General features: G+C 63.4%; 17 protein-coding genes, 1 tRNA gene and 1 pseudogene. 9 read left to right on the top strand and 10 right to left on the bottom strand.

What is annotated here, in order from left to right; all coding sequences use genetic code 11:
• The first annotated feature begins 1 nt into the window (after position 1).
• The 3 genes from CK228_RS00850 (at position 2) to CK228_RS00840 (ending at position 5,524) form a co-directional block, all read left to right on the top strand.
• Entirely contained in the window at positions 2 to 1,630 is a 1,629-nt protein-coding gene (locus CK228_RS00850) for an alpha-D-glucose phosphate-specific phosphoglucomutase (protein ID WP_095786560.1), read from the top strand.
• A gap of 199 nt (positions 1,631 to 1,829) precedes the next feature.
• Positions 1,830 to 3,890, top strand: a complete 2,061-nt coding sequence (gene glgX, locus CK228_RS00845) for a glycogen debranching protein GlgX (RefSeq protein WP_095786559.1) — start codon at positions 1,830 to 1,832, stop codon at positions 3,888 to 3,890.
• Positions 3,890 to 5,524, top strand: coding sequence for an alpha-glucosidase family protein (locus CK228_RS00840; protein WP_095786558.1), 1,635 nt, complete (start codon positions 3,890 to 3,892; stop codon positions 5,522 to 5,524). The genes glgX and CK228_RS00840 overlap by 1 nt, the downstream gene beginning before the upstream one ends.
• A 51-nt stretch (positions 5,525 to 5,575) precedes the next feature.
• Here the strand turns inward: CK228_RS00840 and CK228_RS00835 are convergent, their stop codons facing one another.
• Together CK228_RS00835 and CK228_RS00830 are read right to left on the bottom strand one after the other, a co-directional pair.
• Positions 5,576 to 7,345, bottom strand: coding sequence for a TadG family pilus assembly protein (locus CK228_RS00835; RefSeq protein WP_095786557.1), 1,770 nt, complete (start codon positions 7,343 to 7,345; stop codon positions 5,576 to 5,578).
• The gene (locus CK228_RS00830) at positions 7,346 to 7,792 is read right to left on the bottom strand and encodes a TadE/TadG family type IV pilus assembly protein (RefSeq protein WP_095770816.1); all 447 of its coding nucleotides are present in this window, start codon (positions 7,790 to 7,792) and stop codon (positions 7,346 to 7,348) included.
• 283 nt (positions 7,793 to 8,075) lie between these two features.
• On the opposite strand from CK228_RS00830, the gene CK228_RS00825 reads away from it, so the two are divergent.
• The 4 genes from CK228_RS00825 (at position 8,076) to CK228_RS00810 (ending at position 13,505) form a co-directional block, all read left to right on the top strand.
• Positions 8,076 to 9,668 (top strand): peptide ABC transporter substrate-binding protein, encoded by a 1,593-nt coding sequence (locus CK228_RS00825; protein ID WP_095786556.1) that lies wholly within the window; start codon positions 8,076 to 8,078, stop codon positions 9,666 to 9,668.
• 162 nt (positions 9,669 to 9,830) lie between these two features.
• Complete coding sequence (locus CK228_RS00820; RefSeq protein ID WP_095770814.1) at positions 9,831 to 10,754, top strand: ABC transporter permease subunit; 924 nt, start codon at positions 9,831 to 9,833, stop codon at positions 10,752 to 10,754.
• A complete protein-coding gene (locus CK228_RS00815) occupies positions 10,747 to 11,868 on the top strand; it encodes an ABC transporter permease subunit (protein ID WP_095786555.1) in 1,122 nt (373 codons plus the stop codon). Before CK228_RS00820 ends, CK228_RS00815 begins: the two co-directional genes overlap by 8 nt.
• Before the next feature lie 17 nt (positions 11,869 to 11,885).
• Complete coding sequence (locus CK228_RS00810; RefSeq protein ID WP_095770949.1) at positions 11,886 to 13,505, top strand: ABC transporter ATP-binding protein; 1,620 nt, start codon at positions 11,886 to 11,888, stop codon at positions 13,503 to 13,505.
• Between the two features lie 43 nt (positions 13,506 to 13,548).
• Here the strand turns inward: CK228_RS00810 and CK228_RS00805 are convergent, their stop codons facing one another.
• The 7 genes and pseudogenes from CK228_RS00805 to CK228_RS00775 form a co-directional block, all read right to left on the bottom strand.
• Positions 13,549 to 13,893: a hypothetical protein gene (locus tag CK228_RS00805; protein WP_095786554.1), complete on the bottom strand. Its 345-nt coding sequence runs from the start codon at positions 13,891 to 13,893 to the stop codon at positions 13,549 to 13,551.
• A gap of 323 nt (positions 13,894 to 14,216) precedes the next feature.
• On the bottom strand, positions 14,217 to 14,654 hold the full coding sequence (locus tag CK228_RS35140) for a hypothetical protein (protein ID WP_179295760.1): 438 nt from the start codon (positions 14,652 to 14,654) through the stop codon (positions 14,217 to 14,219).
• 4 nt (positions 14,655 to 14,658) lie between these two features.
• Positions 14,659 to 14,874 (bottom strand): hypothetical protein, encoded by a 216-nt coding sequence (locus CK228_RS00795; RefSeq protein WP_095770948.1) that lies wholly within the window; start codon positions 14,872 to 14,874, stop codon positions 14,659 to 14,661.
• Positions 14,875 to 15,460: 586 nt separating this feature from the next.
• Entirely contained in the window at positions 15,461 to 15,742 is a 282-nt protein-coding gene (locus tag CK228_RS00790; RefSeq protein WP_095786553.1) for a hypothetical protein, read from the bottom strand.
• A 121-nt stretch (positions 15,743 to 15,863) separates the two neighbouring features.
• Positions 15,864 to 16,256 (bottom strand): hypothetical protein, encoded by a 393-nt coding sequence (locus CK228_RS00785; protein WP_143750566.1) that lies wholly within the window; start codon positions 16,254 to 16,256, stop codon positions 15,864 to 15,866.
• A gap of 286 nt (positions 16,257 to 16,542) precedes the next feature.
• Positions 16,543 to 16,619: transfer RNA gene (locus CK228_RS00780), tRNA-Pro, on the bottom strand.
• Positions 16,620 to 16,694: 75 nt separating this feature from the next.
• Positions 16,695 to 16,871, bottom strand: a pseudogene (locus tag CK228_RS00775) (NmrA/HSCARG family protein); the annotation flags it as partial.
• 68 nt (positions 16,872 to 16,939) lie between these two features.
• On the opposite strand from CK228_RS00775, the gene CK228_RS00770 reads away from it, so the two are divergent.
• Both CK228_RS00770 and CK228_RS00765 read left to right on the top strand, forming a co-directional pair.
• On the top strand, positions 16,940 to 17,563 hold the full coding sequence (locus CK228_RS00770; RefSeq protein ID WP_095786551.1) for a LysR family transcriptional regulator: 624 nt from the start codon (positions 16,940 to 16,942) through the stop codon (positions 17,561 to 17,563).
• Positions 17,564 to 17,605: 42 nt separating this feature from the next.
• Positions 17,606 to 19,846, top strand: a complete 2,241-nt coding sequence (locus tag CK228_RS00765; protein ID WP_095786550.1) for a mannose-1-phosphate guanylyltransferase/mannose-6-phosphate isomerase — start codon at positions 17,606 to 17,608, stop codon at positions 19,844 to 19,846.
• A gap of 7 nt (positions 19,847 to 19,853) precedes the next feature.
• On the opposite strand, the gene betB is transcribed toward CK228_RS00765, so the two are convergent.
• Positions 19,854 to 21,317, bottom strand: coding sequence for a betaine-aldehyde dehydrogenase (gene betB, locus CK228_RS00760; protein ID WP_095786549.1), 1,464 nt, complete (start codon positions 21,315 to 21,317; stop codon positions 19,854 to 19,856).
• Between the last annotated feature and the right edge of the window lie 54 nt (positions 21,318 to 21,371).

Raw genomic sequence — 21,371 nt, 5'->3', positions numbered from 1 at the left:
CATGATACGGACCGTCCCCACCAAGCCCTATTCAGACCAGAAGCCCGGCACGTCGGGCCTGCGCAAGAAGGTGCCCGTGTTCCAGCAGGAGCACTATGCCGAGAACTTCATCCAGTCGATCTTCGACGCGCTTGACGGCTTCAAGGGCAAGACGCTGGTGATCGGCGGCGACGGCCGCTTCTACAACCGCGAGGTCATCCAGAAGGCAATCGCCATGGCGGCCGCAAACGGCTTCGGCAAGGTGATGGTCGGGCAGGGCGGCATATTGTCGACACCGGCCGCCTCGCATGTCATCCGCAAATACAAGACCTTCGGCGGCATCATCCTGTCGGCCAGCCACAATCCCGGCGGCCCGCATGAGGATTTCGGCATCAAGTACAATGCCGGCAATGGCGGCCCGGCGCCGGAAAAGCTGACCGATGCGATCTTTGCCAAGACCAAGGCGATTTCGAGCTTCAAGACATCGGACATCGATCCGATCGACATCGATACGATCGGCACCGTCACGGCCGCCGGCATGACGGTCGAGATCATCGATCCGGTCGCCGATTATGCCGAGCTGATGGAAAGCCTGTTCGATTTCGACGCGCTGCGCAGACTGTTCAAATCGGGCTTCCGCATGCGCTTCGACGCCATGCATGCGGTGACAGGTCCCTATGGCAAGGAAATCCTCGAGAACCGGCTTGGCGCGCCCAGCGGCACCTGCCGCAACTTCAAGCCGCTGCCGGATTTCGGCGGCCATCATCCGGATCCGAACCTGGTGCACGCCAAGCATCTCTATGACGAGATGATGGGGCCGGACGCGCCGGATTTTGGTGCCGCTTCCGACGGTGACGGCGACCGCAATCTGATCATCGGCAAGGGCATTTTCGTCACCCCGTCGGATTCGGTGGCGATGCTTGCCGCCAATGCCCGTCTGGCGCCCGGCTACAAGGACGGGCTGAAGGGCATCGCCCGCTCGATGCCGACCAGTGGCGCCGCCGACCGTGTCGCCGAAAAACTCGGCATCGCTATCTACGAGACGCCGACCGGCTGGAAGTTCTTCGGCAATCTGCTCGATGCCGGCATGGCGACGATCTGCGGCGAGGAGAGCGCCGGCACCGGCTCCAACCATGTGCGCGAAAAGGACGGCCTGTGGGCGGTGCTGCTCTGGCTCAATATCCTCGCCGCGCGGGGCGAAAGCTGCAAGCAGGTCGTCACCGAGCACTGGGCGGCCTATGGGCGCAACTACTATTCCCGCCACGACTATGAGGAGGTCGAGAGCGACCGCGCCAACGCTCTGGTCGATGAACTGCGTGCGAAGCTCGGCTCGCTGCCCGGCACCAGCGTGCGCGGCCTGAAGATCGCCAAGGCCGACGATTTCGCCTATCACGACCCGGTCGACGGTTCGACCAGCGAGCATCAGGGTATCAGAATCCTGTTCGAAGGTGGCTCGCGCGTCGTCTTCCGGCTTTCCGGCACTGGCACGTCCGGCGCGACTTTGCGCGTGTACATCGAGCGCTACGAGCCGGACAAGGCCAGGCACGATCTCGACACGCAGGCAGCCCTTGCCGACCTCATCGCGGCCGCCGACGACATTGCCGGGATCAAGAGCCACACCGGCCGCAACAAGCCGAGCGTGATTACTTGAGGGTGGAGGCGGAGGCTCCCCCTTCTCCCCTTGTGGGAGAAGGTGGCCGAGCGAAGCTCGGACGGATGAGGGGTGCTCCAGCTTGGCGCAAACCGACGCCCAGAACACCGGCGCCTTATTCCTTCCAACACCCCTCATCCGTCTCGGCGCTGCGTGCCGATCCACCTCCTCCCACAAGGGGAGAAGGTGAGGCGCTCCCATGACCCAACTCGGCGCCACCGTCACCCGCGAGGGCATCCGCTTCGCAGTCTGGTCCTCGTCGGCGCGCCGCCTCTGGGTGTCGATCTTCGACGGGCAGGGAAACCGCGAACTCGACCGGTTGGAGTTGCAGCCGGAAGGCGAGGGGGTGCATGCGCTCTTCGTTCCCGGCCTTGCCTCGGGGACGCGGTATGGCTTCCGCGCCGACGGTGACTATGCGCCCGAGCGCGGGTTGTGGTTCGACCCCGACAAGCTGCTTACCGATCCCTATGCCGTCGAAATCGACCGGCCATACGCCTATCACTGGCGGCTCGCCGCGCGGCGCAATGAGGGCGCAGACACCGCGCCGCTGATGCCCAAGACCCTGGCGAAAGCCGTGCCCGAAGCGGTGCCTGTGTTGCCGCCGCTGTTTCGACCGGGCGGCCTGATCTACGAGGTGCCTGTGCGCGCCTTCACCAAGCTGCATCCCGACATTCCGCCAGCGCGGCGCGGTACGATCGCGGCACTTGCTCATCCTGTCGTCATCGAGCATCTGCAAAGGCTCGGCGTGTCGGCCGTCGAACTGATGCCGGTGACGGCGTCGATCGACGAGCGGCACCTGCCGCCGCTGGGCCTGAGCAATGCCTGGGGCTACAATCCCGTCACCTTCATGGCGCTCGACCCGCGTCTTGCGCCCGGCGGCCTCGGGGAATTGCGCGACACCGTGGCGGCGCTGCGCAAGGCCGGCATCGGCGCCATCCTCGACCTCGTCTTCAACCACACGGGCGAAAGCGACCGGCTGGGGCCGACGCTGTCGCTGCGCGGCCTCGACAACCAGGCCTACTATCGGCACCAGCCGGATGGCAGGCTGGTCAATGACACCGGCACAGGCAACACCGTCGCCTGCGATCATCCGGCGGTGCGGGACATGGTGCTCGACACCCTCCGGCATTTTGTCTGCAATGCCGGCGTCGACGGCTTCCGCTTCGATCTGGCGCCGGTGCTGGGCCGCGTCGACGGCGTGTTCGATCCCGCGGCGCCCTTGCTCGCGGCGATCGCCGGCGATCCCGTCCTTGCCGATCGCGTGTTGGTTGCCGAACCCTGGGATATCGGTCCTGACGGCTACCAGCTCGGCAACTTCCCGCCGCGCTTCCTCGAATGGAACGACCGCTATCGCGACGACGCCAGGCGCTTCTGGCGAGGCGATGCCGGCGCGGTAGGAGCGCTGGCGACGCGGCTTGCCGGTTCGTCCGATGTTTTTGGCAAGGCCGGCCAGCCGGCCAGCCGCACGCTCAATTTCATCGCCGCCCATGACGGCATGACGCTGGCCGACATCGTCGCCTATGAGCGCAAGCACAACGCGGCCAATGGTGAGCAGAACCGCGACGGCCACAACGACAATTTGTCCTGGAACAATGGCGCCGAGGGCGAGACGGACAGTACGGCGATCACCAGGGCGCGCTTCGACGACCAGTGCGCGCTGCTCGCCACGCTGTTTGCCTCGCGCGGCACCATCATGCTGACAGCGGGCGACGAGTTCGGCCGCTCCCAGAAGGGCAACAACAATGCCTATGCGCAGGACAATGCCATCACCTGGCTCGACTGGGCCGGCCGCGACCAGGCGCTGGAGCGCTACGCATCGGCGCTCGGCATGCTTCGCCGTACCGTCCCCGCTTTGTCGGATACCGATTTCCTGACAGGACAACCGGCCGATGCGACAGGCATCCCCGACGTCGCCTGGTTGACCGAGACCGGCATGCCGCTTGCCGAGACGGACTGGAACGACCCCGCCCGACACCGCCTCGTCATGCTGTTGGGTGATGCGGGCGGCGACCGCCTTGCCGTCATGATCAATGGCGATCGTCGCCAATGCGTCTTCACCTTGCCCGTGCGGGAAGGCTTCCGATGGCAGCCGGCGATCGAGACGCAGGCGATCGACCTTATGCGGCCGCTGCCGGGCCGCAGCGTCCATTTCATCGCAGAGCATCGGACCGAAAAGTGGCAGCCGGGCTTCGGGCAATCCGATGCGAAAAAAACCAGTTCGCGCCGGACCGCCAAGGGTCGCGCCAGGAAGGGTTCGTGATGGCCGATGACGTTGCGGGGCAGGCGGCCGAATGGTGGCGCGGCTGCGTTATCTACCAGGTCTATCCGCGCTCCTTCCAGGACACGACCGGCGACGGCAGCGGCGATCTCAGGGGTATCACCGCGCGACTTGCCCACATCGCCTCGCTCGGCGTCGATGCCGTCTGGCTATCGCCCTTCTTCAAGTCGCCGATGGCCGACATGGGCTATGACGTTTCGGATTATCGCGACGTCGATCCGATGTTCGGTTCGCTGGAGGATTTCGACGCTCTGGTCGCCGAGGCGCACCGGCTGGGCCTGAAAATCGTCATCGACCAGGTCTTGTCGCACTCATCCGACAAACACGAATGGTTCATCGAGAGCCGCGCCAGCCGCGACAATCCCAAGGCCGACTGGTACGTGTGGGCCGATACGAAACCCGACGGCAATGCGCCCAACAACTGGCTGTCCGTCTTCGGCGGCCCGGCCTGGGAGTGGGATTCGACCCGCCGGCAATATTACATGCACAATTTCCTCGCCTCGCAGCCCGATCTGAATTTCCACAATCCGGAGGTCCAGGACGCGCTGCTGGACACGGTGCGCTTCTGGCTGGAGCGCGGCGTCGACGGTTTCCGGCTCGACACCGTCAACTATTATGTCCACGACCGTTGGCTGCGCAGCAATCCGCCCTTGGCGTCGAGCGTCGCCGGCACCAATGGCGAGACCAACACCTACCTTTACCAGGAGCATTTGTTCGACAAGACGCAGCCGGAGAACCTGGCTTTCCTCAGGCGTTTCCGGGCGCTGCTCGACGAATATCCAGACCGCGCCGCCGTCGGCGAAATCGGCGACGAGGGCCGCTCGCTGCAGACGCTGGCAGCCTACACCTCCGGCGGCGACAAGCTGCAGATGTGCTACACCTTCGACCTGCTCGGTCCGCAATTTTCGGCGGCGCATGTGCGCGGCTGCGTCGAGGCCTTCGAACATGCGGTTGCCGACGGCTGGGTCTGCTGGGCGTTTTCCAACCATGACGTGGTGCGCCATGTCAGCCGCTGGACAGGGCCGGATGGCGATGCCGAGGCGGTGGCCAGATTCTCGATCATGCTGCTCGCCTGCCTGCGCGGTTCGATCTGCCTCTATCAGGGTGAGGAACTCGGCCTGGAGGAGGCGGAGCTTGCTTATGAGGATCTGCGCGATCCCGTCGGCATCCGTTTCTGGCCCGGTGTGAAGGGCAGGGATGGCTGCCGCACGCCGATGGTTTGGGAAGCCGGCGCCGACAATGCGGGCTTCTCGACGGGCAAGCCCTGGCTGCCGGTCCCCGCCAGCCATCGCGCCCGCGCCGCCGATGTGCAGAACGGCAGCGACCATTCGGTGTTGTCCGCCTACCGTTCGACGCTCGCATTGCGCAGGCGCCATCCGGCGCTGGTCAGCGGTTCGATCCGCTTTCTCGACGCCGAAGGCGACCTGCTGGCCTTCATCCGCGAAGGCGGTGGGCAGAAACTGCTCTGCGTCTTCAATTTCGCTGGAGAGCCGGCGAATTGGCCCTTGCCACCGGATATTGGCGCTGTCGCCGCCGTCCTGGCTGGCACCGCTGCCGGCGAGGAGGAAGCGCTTTCGCTGCCGGCTCTCGGTTGCTTCCTTGGCCGGCTCGACTGACTGGCCGTTCGACGGCGCCTTGGCCAGGCGACCCGCTTGGCCACGAAAACCTTACTGAACGAGTACCGCCCGGCCGCAGGTCGCTCCGGTGACGCGTATGTCGGCCTGGCCGACGCCGACACCCAGCGCGGACAGCACATTGTAGAGCAAGTCGTCGACGGGCGCCGTTACGGTGTTGAGCAGGGTCACCACTGCCGGTTTGACCGTTCCGAGCAGGGAACTGAGATCGATACCGAGACCAAGCACATTGGCGGAAAGCGACAGGTTGTTGACCAGCGACGTGGTGAGCGACTGCGAGATGTTGCGCGTCGAAACGGTTTTCACCGTCTTGTTGGTGATGTCGGTTGCGTTGAAGGTCAAGGTCTGTGGGCTGTTGTTGGTGATCGCGGTCGCTGCCGACCCCATCACCTGGATCAGCGGGATGTTGATCAGCAGCAGATGGAGGCTCACATCCGCGATGTCGGCGTCGGAGAAGGTCTGCGGCTGGCTGAAATCGGCGAAGCCGGAGGGATTGTTGCTGTTGGCCAGGTTAAGCTGTGCAACGCCCGGGTGCGCGGCGATCGAAACGCTGATGCTGGAAGGTCCTGTCGGACAGCTGATGTCGGTCAGCTTGGCTTCGGCATAGGCGACTTCGACATTGAGCGGCAGGTTGACGGCGAGCAGGCTGATGCCGCCGCCGAGGCCCGGCGTGCCGACACCGACGGAGGCCGTCAGTTTGATGCGCGTCTGGGCGGTGCGCACGACAGTGCCGATGCCGTCGACCGCGAGCCAGGGCGAGGATTGCGGCGGCTGCCCGATGGCGATGTTGAGCTTGGTCGAGAGCAGTCCAGGTATGGTGGCGCCGAGGTCGATCGCGGCCTGGTTGGTGCCGTTGGCGAGCACGGCGGCGGCGGTCAGCATTCCCATGGCGCTTGCATCGACGCCGAAGCCGGACGGCTGTTGCCCAAGGCCCAGGCTGCCGACGGAGCCGAGATCGACAAGGCTGCTGAGCGGGATCTTGACCGTGCTGGTCGACTTGGAGGCGATTGTCTGCAGGGCGACCTTGGCCGTGTTGCCGAGGCCGGGGACGTTGGCCATGGCGGTGGCGATCTGGCCGACAGTCGCTTTCGAGGCCAGTACGTCCGAATAGGTGCCGGCCGTGATGTTCAATTGTGTGGCGAGCGCACTGATGAAGGACAAGACGCTGACATCGGCCGAGATCAGCCCGTTATAGTCCATGACACTGAGCGAGATGTTGCCGCCGAGGAGCCCGCTCAGCAAAGCATTGAGGATGCCGCCATTGACGCTGAGCAGTCTCGACCCCACCGAGAATGCCGCCTGCGGCGTCATGCTGGCCGTGGCTTGGGTGCCGATGACCGGAGTGGGGATGAGCGAACTTGCAAAATAGCGGGTGGGGACTTTCGCCAGTGTGACACGTACCGCATTGTAGGGTGTCACGCCCGCCTGGAAGCGTTGGGTGACATTGGTGGTCGTCGAGGCATATCGGCCTTGCGTGACCGTCACCACCGTCTTGCCGAGGGCCGGGGCAATGGTCTGGCCAGAGGCTTGAACCACGACACCCGGCATGCCGTTGTCGGTGAGCGTGGTGACGACCGCCGTGTTGACATTGTTGATGTTCGAGGCTGCGGTGATCGCCGCCAGATCGACCATCGCCTGGGCCTGCCGGCGCTCGGAGTAGATGGAGGCTTCGTCGATGGCCACCGCGGCCAGCGCCAGGGCGACCGGCGCGCTCAGCGCGGTCATGACGGCGAAATTCGCCTTCCTGTCCCCCATCATGGACCGTGCAAGCCGGCCGATGCCCTTGCCCGCACGCTGCAGCATTCAGATACCCCCAACCCTGATCGTTGACTGACGCTTGATGGTGGTCCCTGGCATGGCTATGCCCGGGAAGAGATTCCAGATCGGCAGGTTGTGTGCATCGTACGAGACCGACACCACGAACTGGCTGCCGTCGGCCACGCTATCATTGGCCTGGTAGGTCAGTTTGCTGGCGTCCACGAAGGGGTAACCACCGGCATTGTTGGCGAGGAAGGCGGCAACGAGCGTCTGCCGCTCGGTCTGATTCAACCCGGCTATAGCCGTCCGGGCGGCATCCGCCGCGATCTGCTGGATCGAGTTGGCAGCACCAAAATAGATACCGTACGCAACCATTCCGAGCAGAAGAAGGATAAAAATCGGCGACAGCAGGGCGAACTCGACCGCCGACGTTCCCGAATTGTCTGTTCGGAACGCACGTCTTCGGAGCCTGGAAATGAGATTCTGTACCATGATACCAGCTTGCCAAAGTTCGCATGCAGAAAGCGAAAACTCTGGGTGCAACCTGGGGATGCGCGCGATTGAAAATGCCGTTCTAATTTAGCTGTTGCTTCTTCGTTTTTGAGGATTGACTTAGGGTCAATCAGTACTCGGTTGAAAAGAGCTTACCTCCTGTCTAGTCTCCTGCCACCAGCTGCCGGGGGGAACCGGCGGCACGCTCAAAGGAACCAGGCATCGGTTCCGGGGCGTCAACACTCAAAGGCGCGCCGCGGGCAGCGCCGACAGGGAGAACTTCATGCTGAAAAACATGCTGAAGGCGACGGTATTCGCCGCCACCATGGCGGTAGCCGCCGGCGCATTCTACTCGCCGGCGTTCGCCGAGAGCGTCTATAACAGGGGCACCGCCGCCGAATCGGAGTCGGTCGACCCGCACAAGACCTCGACGGTGTATGAAGCCAACGTGCTGCGCGACCTGTTCCAGGGACTGGTCATGCAGGACGAGAAGGCAAACCTCATTCCGGGCGCCGCCGAAAGCTGGACGGTGTCGGATGACGGCACCGTCTACACCTTCAAGCTGCGCAAGGACGGCATGTGGTCGGACGGCAGCCCGGTGACGGCGGACGACTTTGTCTACGCCTTCCACCGGCTGGAAGATCCGGCGACCGGGGCCGAATACGCCTCGATGCTGTATCCGGTGAAGGGCGCCGAGGACGTCAACACCAAGAAAGGCAAGCCCGAGGACATGGGCGTCAAGGCCATCGACGCCAACACCCTGGAAGTGACCCTGAAGGCGCCGACGCCCTACTTCCTGGAGATGCTGACCCACCAGGCGACCTATCCGGTCAGCAAGGCTTCGATTGAGAAACTCGGCGCCGACTGGATCAAGCCCGGCAAGCTCGTCTCGAACGGCGCCTACACGCTGGCAGAATGGGTTCCCAACGACCACATGAAGCTGGTCAAGAATCCGAAATTCTGGGACGCCGCAACTGTCAAGTTCGACGTGGTCAACTATATCCCGACCGAAGACCGCTCATCGGCGATGAAGCGCTTCGAGGCAGGCGAACTCGACAGCTATGACGATCTGCCGACCGAACAGCTTGCCGACCTCAAGACCAAGTTCGGCGACCAGATCCATGTCGGCCCCTATCTCGGCACCTATTATTACGCCATCAAGACCGACAAGGCGCCGTGGAACAACCCTGAACTGCGCAACGCCATCTCGATGGCGATCGACCGCGACTTCATCGCCGAAAAGGTCTGGCAGAACTCGATGCTGCCCGGCTATTCGATGGTGCCTCCCGGCATCGAGGGCTACACGCCCGCAATGGCCAAATATGCCGAGATGCCGCAGATAGACCGCGAGGACGCGGCCAAGAAAATCCTCGAGAAACTCGGCTACACGCCCGAACATCCGCTGAAGATGGAAATCCGCTACAACACCTCGGAAAATCACAAGAACACCGCGGTCGCCATCCAGGAGCAGCTGAAGCCGCTTGGCGTCGACGTCACGCTGCTCAACACCGACACCAAGACGCACTACTCCTTCCTCGAGCAGAAGGGCGACTATGACGTGGCGCGTGCCGCCTGGATCGCCGACTACAAGGATCCGGAAACCTTCCTTGGCATCTCGCGCAAGGCGAGCGGCAACAACTACTCGAACTACAACAGCCCGGCCTATGAAGCAGCGATGGACAAGGCAGCCGCCGCCGGAGGCAAGCCCGAGGAGCGCATGAAGGAACTCTCCGAGGCCGAACGCATTCTCGTCGACGATGTCGGCCAGATCCCGCTGCTCTACTACAGCTACCACGACATCGTGTCCTCGAAGCTGCATGGCTTCGTCGACAATGTGATGGATGTCCATCCGTCGCGTTTCGTCAGCAAGGACTGATCCCTGGCCAAGCCGCCGCGCACGTCGTGCGCGGCGGTGCTGGTTTGCCATCGCATCGGCCGGGAAGCGCAATCGATTTTCGGAAAATCCGGTGCGAAGATTTGAAGGCTGGAGCACAATGGTCCCATCGGACAGGCGTGTTCCGGATCAAGTGGGGCACCGATGCTGCGATACGTATTCCGGCGGCTTTTGACCGCCATACCGACGCTGTTCGTCATTGTGACGATGGCGTTCTTCCTGATGCGCGTCGCGCCAGGCGGGCCATTCAACCAGGAGCGGGGGCTGAGCCCCGAGATCAAAGCCAACCTTGAAGCCCAGTTCGGCCTCAACGATCCGCTCTGGCTGCAATATGTCCACTATCTCGGCAATCTCTTACGCGGCAATTTTGGCCCGAGCTACAACATGCCGGATTTCACCGTCACCGAACTGTTCGCCAAGGGCCTGCCCATTTCGGTGCAGCTCGGCGCCTCGGCCCTGATCCTGGCGCTGCTGCTCGGTTCCGTGCTCGGCTCCATCGCCGCGCTCAACCAGAACAAGCTTGGCGACTATACGGTGATTGCGCTGGCCACGGCCGGCAGCACCATCCCCACCTTTGTCATCGCGCCGGTGATCCAGCTTCTCTTCGGCCTGACCTGGAAACTTCTGCCGATCGGCGGCTGGGGCGATGGCGCCTTCATCAACAAGGTCGGCCCGGTGCTGACGCTTGCCTTGCCGCAGATCGCCATCGTCGCCCGCCTGATGCGCGGCTCCATGATCGAATCGCTGCGATCCCATCACATCCGCACCGCCCGCGCGCTCGGCCTTTCCGACTGGTCGGTTGTGGTCAAACACGCCTTGCGCGGCGCCATCCTGCCGATCGTTTCCTTCACCGGCCCGGCGGCGGCGGCCCTTTTGACCGGCTCCGTCATAGTCGAGACGATCTTCTCCATTCCCGGCGTCGGCCGCTACTTCGTCGATGCCGCGCTCAACCGCGATTACACGCTGGTGATGGGAACGGTGGTGGTGATCGCCATCTTCACCATCGTCTTCAACCTGATCGTCGACGTCATGTACGCGGTCGTCGACCCGAGGGTGCGCTATGACTGACATCGCAGCCACTGCTCCCGCTATCGTCGGCCGCTCGCTGTGGGGCGATGCCTGGGCGCGTCTCAAGGCCAACCGCGCCGCCATGTTCAGCCTCTACTACCTCGCCTTGATCGGGCTCGTCAGCGTGTTTGGCCCCTGGTTCGTGCCGCATCAGTACACGACCATCTATGCCGACTATGTGCGCATGCCGCCAAGCCTGACAGCCTATCCGAAGCCCGACATGATCGAGTCCGCGCTCAATGATGCGATCAAGCGCATGCGGGTCGATATCAAGGAATGGCACCAGGAGGGCAATCAGGTCTTCGTCGCAGTCAAGTCGACCAAGCCGATCGATGACCGCAACATCCGCTACCTCGACCGCTCCGATGCCTTTGACGACACCAAGATCGAGAGCAAGTCGCCCGACGGTCTGGAAGTGACGATGAGCGCGTCGGTCAAGCAGCAATATTTTCTGTTCGGCACCGACAACACCGGCCGCGATCTGCTCTCGCGCACGCTGATGGCCGGTCGCATCTCACTGGCCATCGGCCTGCTCGCCGGCGTCGTCGCGGTGGTGATCGGGGTGATCTATGGCGCCGCCGCGGGTTTCTCCGGCGGCAGGATCGACGAGGTGATGATGCGCATCGTCGATGTGCTCTATTCCTTGCCGTTCATCTTCTTCGTCATCATGCTGGTGGTGTTCTTCGGCCGCAACTTCGTGCTGATGTTCCTGGCGGTTGGCGCGGTGCTGTGGCTCGACATGGCGCGCATCGTGCGCGGCCAGGCGCTGTCGATCCGCCGCCAGGAATATGTCCAGGCGGCGGAAGCCATGGGCGTCGGCCAGCGCGGCATCCTGCTGCGCCACGTCATCCCCAATCTGCTCGGCCCGGTCGTCATCTACATGACCTTGCTGGTGCCGCAGGTCATCATCCTGGAGAGTTTCCTGTCGTTCCTCGGCCTTGGCGTGCAGGAGCCGATGACCAGCTGGGGCGTGCTGATTTCGGTCGGCGCCAAGAACATCGGCACCGCCAACTGGCTGCTCCTGTTTCCTGCTTTCTTCCTCGTCTCGACGCTGTTTGCGCTGAACTTCGTCGGCGATGGCCTGCGCGACGCGCTCGACCCGAGAGATCGATAAAGATGGGCACCGCTGACATGGCCACTCCCGAAACGATCCTCAGCGTCAAGGACCTGCGTGTCCGCTTCCGCACGCTCGACGGCGCGGTCGAAGCGGTGAAGGGCATCAACATCCACGTCAATGCCGGCGAGACCGTCGCCGTGGTCGGCGAGTCCGGCTCCGGCAAGAGCCAGACCATGATGGCGGCGATGAGCCTGCTCGCCTCGAACGGCGAGGCCACGGGCAGCGTCGACTATCGCGGCCGCAACCTGCTGACGCTGAGTAAATCCGACCTGAACAAGGTGCGTGGCGCCAAGATCAGCATGATCTTCCAGGAGCCGATGACCTCGCTCGATCCGCTCTATTCGATCGGCAATCAGCTGATCGAACCGATCCGCCGGCATCGCGGCCTGAATGCCGCCGAGGCGCGCGAAGAGGCGCTCAAGCTCTTGCGGCTGGTGCACATTCCCGATCCCGAACGGCGGATGAAATCCTACCCGCACGAAATGTCCGGCGGCCAGCGCCAGCGTGTGATGATCGCCATGGCGCTCGCCAACGATCCCGACATCCTGATCGCCGACGAGCCGACCACGGCGCTCGACGTGACCATCCAGGCGCAGATCCTGATGCTGCTCGCCGAATTGCAGCGCAAGCTCGGCATGGCCATCGTCTTCATCACCCACGATCTCGGCATCGTCCGGCGCTTCGCCGATCGGGTCTATGTCATGCGCCAGGGCGAGGTGGTCGAGGAGGGCGAGGCGGGAGCGATCTTCGCCAACCCGCAGCACGCCTATACCAAGATGCTGCTGGCGGCAGAGCCGACGGGAAGCAAGGCGCCGCCGCCCGCCAATGCACCCGTGGTGCTCGAAGGCAGGCATGTCGAGGTCACATTCAGGATCGGCGGCGGGTTTCTGGCCGGCGAGCCGCTGATGCTGCGCGCCGTCGACGACATTTCGATCCGGCTGCAGCGTAACCAGACCATCGGCATTGTTGGCGAATCCGGCTCGGGAAAATCGACGCTTGGCCGCGCTCTGCTGCGGCTGCTGCCGAGCGACGGCTTGATTCGTTTTGGCGATCGCGACATTTCGACAGCCGACCGCCAGGCGATGCGGCCGCTGCGGCGCCAGATGCAACTCGTCTTCCAGGATCCTTTCGGCTCGCTGTCGCCGCGCATGACCGTCGGCCAGGTCATCACCGAAGGGCTGCTGGTGCATGAGCCCAATCTTTCGGGCAAGCAGCGCGACCAGCGCGCGGTCGAGGCCTTGCGTGAAGTCGGCCTCGATCCCAACGCCCGCAACCGCTACCCGCACGAATTCTCCGGCGGCCAGCGGCAGCGCATCGCCATTGCCCGCGCCATGATCCTGAAACCAAAGATGGTCGTGCTGGACGAACCGACCTCGGCGCTCGACCGCTCGGTGCAGAAACAGATCGTCGAACTCCTGCGCAAGCTGCAGGCGGACCATGAACTGTCCTACCTGTTCATCAGCCACGACCTCGCCGTGGTGCGCGCCATGGCCGACTACATCATCGTCATGAAACAGGGCAAGATCGTCGAGGAGGGGCCTACGGAGGCAATCTTCAGCAACCCGCAGCACGTCTACACGCAGACGCTGATGGCGGCGGCGATCGACGTCACCCGATTCCGGCTGAGCGCCTGAGACGTTTCAGGTAAAGGCAATCATCTTGGCGGCGTCCGTTCGCTCAGCCCGCTGACTTGGGACAATTGCGCGCGCGCGCAGCGGCGATGGCGTCCTGCTGCTGTTTCAGCCGGTCGATCCGGGCGGTTTCACGGTTGGCGACAGCGGTCTTCACGCGCGAAACACCAAGCAGCCAGCGCGGAACACTGGTGTTGACGACCTTGCCCCGGGTGACGGCGGTCTGTGAGATTTCGGTGGCCTTTTCGCCTAGCGCGCTGTTGAGTTCGGTGCAGCTCATTCTATCGTACGTCGCCGGATCGGCGGTCCTGCCGATCGACGAGCAGCCGGTAACGAGAAGCGCCGCAATCACAAGAACCGGTGTCGAGGTCGTCGTCGCGATCAAATTCATGTCCACACCGGCTCACCGTTTCACTGGCTTCATCATATCCACCGAACTATCTGGAGCCGACGATTATTTCGTCAAAGATTGGGCTCGCGAAAGAGCCCTACGGGCATGGACCACAGAGGCCAGCCGATATGGGAACGTTCCCGGTCCCTCGAAGTTGGTGTCCGTCGCGTGTCTTGATGCAATCACTGGAAACGAAGAGGGGCCGCCTCGGTTGATGCCGGGGCGGCCTTCCGTCGATTCCTGGCCGACGGTGCGACCTCGGCGGCTCGCGCTGGTTGTGGCGCCCAGCCTTCGTGCCGCCGTTCGTTGAGCCTGCCTGAAATTCAGGCTGCTTCGGCGATGAATGCGGTGGGAGCGCAACCGTCCAGCACTGCCTGGGCGATGCCGGTCTCATTTTCATCGACATGCGCCGTCACCAAGACGATGCCCTCGGCAACGCTGCGATCATCCGACCTTGCCGCTGTGGTCATGAAGGCACCGAGCAGCCCGCCGGCACCGCCGCCACAGACGGCGCAAACCAGTGCTGTTGCCGGCAGTCCGGCCGGAGGAGAACTGACGCCGTACACCGCGAGGGCGCTCACGCAAGCCAATGCCGCACCGACGGCACAAAGGATGACGCGTGGAGACCTTAGGACTGTTAGTTCGTCCTGGTAGGGCCCGATAATGGCAATCTGAACGCGCGGAACACCGACCGCCACCAGCTCTCCAGCAACCCGGGCGGCTTCGGCGTGGGAATCAAAAAGCTTGCTGATTGTCCGCATGGTTTCAGAGCGTTTTCTCGTCCAGGAATGTGTCCGCAACGAAGGACGCGGCGATCAAATCGTCGCCATCAATGCTGCCTCGTCCGCCGACCATCATGGCCGCGACCTTTTGGAAGGTCTTCATTTCGCTCATGGTAATCCGGGCCTGCCGCATTCTGGCCTCGAGGTCAGCTACGCGCACTCCCAAGACATCGGATTGTATGGCCTCGCTGTTAGACATGGTGACGTTCATCCAGTTTCGCTTCCTCGTTTGATCGTCCCCGCGCCCAACCACTCGAAACTGAGCCGCAGCGAAAACGTTCCCTGGCTGGGCTTCGGTCCGGCGGAGCGCCGGACCTTGGTCTGGCCGCAAAATGCAATGGTCCTGCCTGTGGTGCTGCTCGGAACGGCCACCGTTCGTAGCCGTTGTCGCCTACACGTTCGGGAGGAAGCTGATGGACAACAGTGTTCGCCAGGCACGCTGGTTGCTTGCAGTGATCTTCGCCATGCCCATCACCTTCATGGCGATTGGAATAGCCTTTGGCTGACGATCCGAGAGTAGGAATATTTGGCAGATTGGCGCAGCTACGTCCCTTCCTGCGCCGATAGGGTTCGTCCGCTGCGCTGGCGTGGTGGGCGAACCCAAATATCTGCAGGCGCCGGTAGCCGGCATCCCAGCCTACAAGGCGAGATTTCGCGAGGCCGAATGGCATCGTAATCGCGCGGCCGTTCGTCGATGATGCCTTGTGCCGGCACGCAGATCGCCCAGCGGCATTTCAGATTTCATGCAGAAGGCCCGGCTGTAACGAGCCGGGCCTTAGGGCCGATCAATAGTCGTTGTTTTGGATCACCACGGGGCGACGGTGATGGTGCTTGGAGACCGAGCTCGTGACAATGACGGCATCTGGACGATGGTGCCGGCGGCCATGATCGTAGAACGCTACCGTACCGTGGTGGCGGTGATGCAGGCGCTGGCCGTACTCGTTGATGATCTTGACGTTGCTGTGGTGGCGATGGTGAGTCCTGACGATGACGTCGGCTTCGGCCGCCGAAGCGACAGCCGGCAATCCGATGGAAAGCGCCAAGGCGCACATGATAATTGATTTCATTGCAATTTCTCCATTGCCTTGATTAGCCCTTCGTTGGATAACTGCCGCTAGGCCCTTTGGTTCCGGGGTGTCCCAGGACAGTCGGACCGCCTCCGGCAAACCGAATGGGCCAGCCGTAGGGCTAAGGCTGAGAGGGGGCCGCCTCTCGCTGGCGGTACTTGCAAAGAACGAAGTGGCTCGATGCATTGGACGCGCTCGCGACGGGCAGCACGACGATCTGTGCCCAAAAATCGCAATACCTGGCTATCGCTTCCGGCACCTCTTTGGCGGTGACGCCGGCGATGGTGGCGATGTCGCCGTCTCTGCAGTTGGTCTTCCCGGAAAGCAGGGTTGCGGCTGCCATGATCTGGCATGACCGCTCATCGTCCGCCTGAGAGGGCGCGCAATGGCAGGCAAATGCAAACACCACCGCTGCGAAAACCAGTCTTTTCATATTGGCTCCGATGCCACCGGCATTCTGGCATTCCTCGGGAAAACATGCCGACGAGCTGTGAGCTTTCAGGAGGTTGTCCATTCGGACCGGACCGAGGAGACTGGAGTTACCAGGCTTCAGCACTCATCGGAGGGTCCGAATGAACATCCACAAGAATGCCCGTCTCACGCCGCTGCGTCGAGAGGAGATGGCGATTCGGACATGCGTTCCATCGAGCACGATCGTGTCGCCGTCCAGAACGACCGGCCAATTGGCGAGCAGCATCGCAGGAAGCAGGAAGGACATAGGGCTACGCTCCCGCCGCGCGTAAAACGCGATCCCAAACCGTGGGCATCGGGAGAACAGATATTTAAGTATCTGTTTTTTCTGGTCGGAGTGGCAGGATTTGAACCTGCGACCCCCTCGTCCCGAACGAGGTGCGCTACCAGGCTGCGCTACACTCCGTGACCAGACGGCGGGCTTATAGCCGCCACACTTCATTCCTGCAAGCGGCAATGGCAGCGCTTCTGTCGCATTTCATCAGCTTTCGCCGCGCAGGCCGCTGGCGCCCCAGTCGAACGCGTGCGCCCAGTCGGCAAAACCACGCCACCGCACCTCGGGAAATTGCCTGCGCAAGGCCGCGATATCGACAGCGTAGCCGACCCGGTCGAACCATTCGAACATCAGTGCCGCGTCCTCGCCCTGCTGTTGTCTGGAGCAAAATTAGGCTCTATCTCGTTGATAATTGCCTATAATTGGAAAAAATTGTCCCACAAATAAATACAATGATCGATCTCAACGATGTCGTCGTGTTTGCCCGCGTCGTCGAAGCCGGCAGCTTCACCGCTGCCGCGCGCCTGCTGGCTATGCCCAAGACGACCGTCAGCCGCCGTGTCGACAAGCTCTACCTGATCGAGGACGGCATCGACCTTGCCTTCCGCACCGGAAGGCTCGAGGATTCGACGCTCATCGCCCGCAGGCTGGGTTCCACGCACAGGCTGCTCTGCGCCAGCCATGACTATCTCGCACGCTACGGGATGCCGGAAGGCCCGGCCGATCTTGCCCGCCATCGATGCGTCATCGCGGGCCCGTCGGCCTCAGGCGCTCATCGGGTGCTGGATGGACCACAAGGCCAGGAAACTGTCGTCGTCGCCGGGCGCTTCGCCGCCAACGAGATGCAGGCGGTGGTGGCGGCCGCGCTCGCGGGTTTCGGCATCGCCCAATTGCCCCAGCCGCTGGCCGACGGGCTGATCAACGAGGGGCGGTTGCGGCGCGTTCTGGACGGCTACACGACGCCGGCCGGCGGCCTGCACGTTCTCTTTCCCAGCAGCCGGCACCTTTCACCCCTGGTTAAGGCCTTCATCGACCTGGCGGTCGAGCGGATTTCCAATCGGGCAAACACGGCTTAAGGCATGTCTGCTACCTCCGACCAACTTCTCAGCGAGATCCGAATGAGTCAGCGCATCGTCAGTTTTGTCATGAGCGGCGGCGTCGGCTCGCGGCTCTGGCCGTTGTCGCGCGAGGACAATCCGAAGCAGTTTCACGATTTTTCGGGTGATGGCTCCATGCTGGCCAAGACCTTGCGTCGCCTGGCGGTAAGGCCCGACGGTAAAACTCCGATCTTCCTGATTGCCTCGGAGCGCCACGCCGAACGCGTTCATGCCGATCTCGCCGGCCTCGATCTTGCCGGTGGCGGTCCGCTGTTCGAACCCACAGGGCGCAACACCGCCGCGGCGGTGGCCCTTGCAACGCTGCGTACCTTGTCCGAATTCGGCGACAGCCTGATGCTGGTGGTGCCGTCGGACCACGAAATATCGACGGCAGGGCAATTCTGGCAGAGCGTCGAGGCAGGCGCCGAGGCGGCGCGCGCCGGCCGGCTCGTTGTGTTCGGCATCAAGCCGACACAGCCCGAAACCGGCTATGGCTATATCGAGGTCTTCGCCGAGAACGGCGGAGTGTTCGACGTTTCGCGCTTCGTCGAAAAGCCGGACCTGGCGACCGCGCAGGGCTATCTCGAAGCCGGAAATTTCTATTGGAACACCGGCATCTTTCTGTTTCGCGCCGGTGCCATGCGCGACGCTTTCGCTATGTTCCAGCCGGACATCTGGCAGTCGACCGAAGCGGCCTACACAGCGGCGACATCGGATCTGTCCGGCCTCTATATGCCGCTCGAGCTCTACGCGGCCATCCCGTCGAATTCGATCGACTATGCCATCATGGAGCGGGCGAGCGACATCGCGATGGTGCCGGCGGGCTTCCACTGGAACGATCTCGGCTCCTGGCAGTCCCTGCTCGATGTCGGCCCTGCCGATGACCAGGGCAATGTCATTGTCGGCGATGTCGTCGCCATCGATTGCGAGAACTCCTACATCCGCAGCGACGGCCGCCTTTTGTCGGCGATCGGCATGAAGGATGTTGCCATCGTCTCGACATCGGACGCCACTTTCGTCGCTCCGGTAAGCCACAGCCAGCACGTCAAGAAGGTGGTCGAGCAGCTCGAGAAATCGGGCCGGCTGGAAACCAGATTCACCCCGGCGCATGATCGCGTCATCGAAAGCGGCGCCTGGCGGCGGCGCGTGCACCACTGGCTGTTCCAGGAAACCTTGCCGCTGTGGTCGACATCGGGCGTCGACGAGCGCCATGGCGGCTTCCATGAAGCGCTTGGCTTCGACGGCTCACCGCTGATAAAGCCGAAGCGCATGCGCACGCAGGCCCGCCAGGTCTATGCCTTCGCGGTTGCCAAGGAGCGCGGCTGGACTGGCCCGGCCGAGCGGCTGATCTCGCATGGCATCGACTTCATGGCAGGAAAGGGTCGCACCCAACGCGGCGGTTGGGTGCGCACGCTGAATGTCGACGGCGCTGTCGCCGACGCCACGGAAGACGCCTACGATCATTCCTGCGTGCTCTTGGCGCTGGCGCATGCGCATATGTCAGGCAATCCCGATGCCTTGCGGCTCGGTGAGGAAACCTTCGCCTTCCTCGACGCCCATCTAGAGGATCATCGCATGACTGGCTTCCTCGAGACATCGGACGGAGAGGGCGAGCGTCGCTCAAATCCGCATATGCATTTGCTGGAAGCCTTTCTCGCCTGGTATCAGGCGACCGGCGAGCGCGCCCATCTGCGCCGCGCGGCGCGCATCATCGACCTCTTCCGCAGCCATTTCTTCGATGCCGAGAGCTGGACGCTCGGCGAATATTTCGATGCCGAATGGAAGCCGGCCGCAGGCGAAAAAGGCGGCTGGACCGAGCCAGGCCATCACTTCGAATGGGCTTCGCTCCTGGTCGATTTCGCCGGACGCAGCGGCCAGGCCGAACTGAGCGGCTTCGCCAGGAAACTCTACGCCTCGGCCATCGCCAACGGCCTCAACCGGGCCACCGGCCTTGCCTATGGCGCCGTCTCCAGGCAAGGCCTGCCGCTCGACCTGATCTCGCGCAGCTGGCCGCAGGCCGAAGCCATCAAGGCGGCGATCGCGTTGGACGGCTCAGGCGGCCCCGACCTGAAGCCCGAGATCGAGGCCCGTGTCGGCCGGCTGTTCCGCTGGCACATCGACCCGGCCCCGCTCGGCCTGTGGATCGATCGCATCGACGAACGCGGCCGCTCGCTGGCGTCAGATGTTCCGGCCAGCATTTTTTATCATCTGGTCTGCGCACTGACGCAGTATCTGGATGGGACGGCGGCGGAGGCGGTCTAGGCTCGGCTCAATACGGGCTCGCCACGTCCCCGGTCTCGACATAGATCGACTTCAGTTGCGAGTAGAGCGCCAATGCCGCCAGAGAATTCTCGCGGCCGATGCCGGACTGCTTGAAGCCGCCGAAGGGGATTTCCACCGGCGTCAGATTGTAGGCGTTGATCCAGCAGGTGCCGGCCTGCAGCTCGGCGATGACACGGTGGGCGCGCGGCAGGTCGCGGGTGAAGACGCCGGCGGCAAGGCCGAATTCGGTGTCGTTGGCGCGGTCGATCACCTCGTCCTCGCCGTCGAATTTCAGCACGCTCATGACCGGTCCGAAAATCTCCTCGCGGGCGACGCGCATGGTGTCGGTGACACCGATGAACACCGTCGGTTCGACGAAGAAGCCGCCCTGGAAACCCTGCAGCGACGGCACGTTGCCGCCGCAGGCCAGAACAGCGCCATCCTGCTTGCCGACCGCGATATAGCCGACGACCTTGTCGTGCTGCGCCTTGGAGACCAGTGGTCCCATCTGCGTTTCGGGATCGAGCGGGTCGCCGATGCGGATTTTCTTCGTCCGCTCGACCAGCCGCTCGACGAAGCGGTCATGAATGCCGCTCTGCACGAAGACCCGCGTGCCGTTCGAGCAGATCTGGCCGGTGGAGTAGAAATTGCCGAGCATGGCGCCGCCAATGGCGTTTTCGATGTCGGCGTCGTCGAAGACGATCAGCGGCGACTTGCCGCCGAGCTCCATCGTCGCGTGCTTCATCTTCGAACCGGCAAGCGACAGCACCTTGCGCCCGGTCGGCACCGAGCCGGTGACCGAGACCTTGGCGACGACATCGTGGCCGACAAGGCCCGCGCCAACATCGCCATAGCCCTGCACGACGTTGAACAGCCCGTCGGGCAGGCCGGCCTCGCTGTAGATTTCGGCCAGCGCCAGTGCCGAAAGCGGCGTGTTTTCCGACGGCTTGAAGACCATGGCGTTGCCCATGGCGAGCGCCGGCGCGGATTTCCAGCCGGCGATCTGGATCGGATAATTCCAGGCGCCGATGCCGACGCAGACGCCGAGCGCCTCGCGCCGCGTGTAGGCGAAGGGGCCGCCGAGATCGACGGCCTCGCCATTGTAGGCGGCGACCGCGCCGCCGAAATATTCAAGGCAGTCAGCGGCGGAAGGCGCATCCGCCACCAGCGTCTCCTGGATCGCCTTGCCGGTGTCGAGCGTCTCGATGCGGGCGAGGTCGGCATTGCGGGCACGCAGAATGTCGGCGGCGCGGCGCAGGATGCGGCCGCGCTCGACCGGCTTCAGCCGCGCCCAGGCCGGCTGCGCGGTGCGTGCGGCCTCGATGGCGAGTTCCAGCACATTCGGCGTCGCCGAGCGCAGCATGGCGATGGTCTCGCCGGTAGCCGGATAGATGACCGGCAGCGGCGCTCCTTGCTCGTCGTCGATATAGCGTCCGTTGACATAGTGCGATGCCGTGGGCTGGGCGCGCATGGGTAGTCTCCGAATGTCTGCGCCCCAAGAATGGGCGGCTCGATCTAGGGACGG

It is taken from the genome of Mesorhizobium sp. WSM4312 (genome assembly GCF_002294875.1).
In the GTDB taxonomy this organism is placed as follows: Bacteria; Pseudomonadota; Alphaproteobacteria; order Rhizobiales; family Rhizobiaceae; genus Mesorhizobium.
This window is presented reverse-complemented; position numbering and strand designations above follow the sequence as displayed.

Coding starts and splice junctions, on each gene's coding strand:
- glgX (WP_095786559.1), top strand. CDS start 1,830: ATGACCCAACTCGGCGCCACCGTCACCCGCGAGGGCATCCGCTTCGCA.
- CK228_RS00830 (WP_095770816.1), bottom strand. CDS start 7,792: ATGGTACAGAATCTCATTTCCAGGCTCCGAAGACGTGCGTTCCGAACA.
- CK228_RS00825 (WP_095786556.1), top strand. CDS start 8,076: ATGCTGAAAAACATGCTGAAGGCGACGGTATTCGCCGCCACCATGGCG.
- CK228_RS00840 (WP_095786558.1), top strand. CDS start 3,890: ATGGCCGATGACGTTGCGGGGCAGGCGGCCGAATGGTGGCGCGGCTGC.
- CK228_RS00820 (WP_095770814.1), top strand. CDS start 9,831: ATGCTGCGATACGTATTCCGGCGGCTTTTGACCGCCATACCGACGCTG.
- CK228_RS00795 (WP_095770948.1), bottom strand. CDS start 14,874: ATGTCTAACAGCGAGGCCATACAATCCGATGTCTTGGGAGTGCGCGTA.
- CK228_RS00790 (WP_095786553.1), bottom strand. CDS start 15,742: ATGAAATCAATTATCATGTGCGCCTTGGCGCTTTCCATCGGATTGCCG.
- CK228_RS00765 (WP_095786550.1), top strand. CDS start 17,606: ATGAGTCAGCGCATCGTCAGTTTTGTCATGAGCGGCGGCGTCGGCTCG.
- CK228_RS00815 (WP_095786555.1), top strand. CDS start 10,747: ATGACTGACATCGCAGCCACTGCTCCCGCTATCGTCGGCCGCTCGCTG.
- CK228_RS00805 (WP_095786554.1), bottom strand. CDS start 13,893: ATGAATTTGATCGCGACGACGACCTCGACACCGGTTCTTGTGATTGCG.
- CK228_RS00785 (WP_143750566.1), bottom strand. CDS start 16,256: ATGGACAACCTCCTGAAAGCTCACAGCTCGTCGGCATGTTTTCCCGAG.
- CK228_RS00810 (WP_095770949.1), top strand. CDS start 11,886: ATGGCCACTCCCGAAACGATCCTCAGCGTCAAGGACCTGCGTGTCCGC.
- CK228_RS00850 (WP_095786560.1), top strand. CDS start 2: ATGATACGGACCGTCCCCACCAAGCCCTATTCAGACCAGAAGCCCGGC.
- CK228_RS35140 (WP_179295760.1), bottom strand. CDS start 14,654: ATGCGGACAATCAGCAAGCTTTTTGATTCCCACGCCGAAGCCGCCCGG.
- CK228_RS00770 (WP_095786551.1), top strand. CDS start 16,940: ATGATCGATCTCAACGATGTCGTCGTGTTTGCCCGCGTCGTCGAAGCC.
- betB (WP_095786549.1), bottom strand. CDS start 21,317: ATGCGCGCCCAGCCCACGGCATCGCACTATGTCAACGGACGCTATATC.
- CK228_RS00835 (WP_095786557.1), bottom strand. CDS start 7,345: ATGCTGCAGCGTGCGGGCAAGGGCATCGGCCGGCTTGCACGGTCCATG.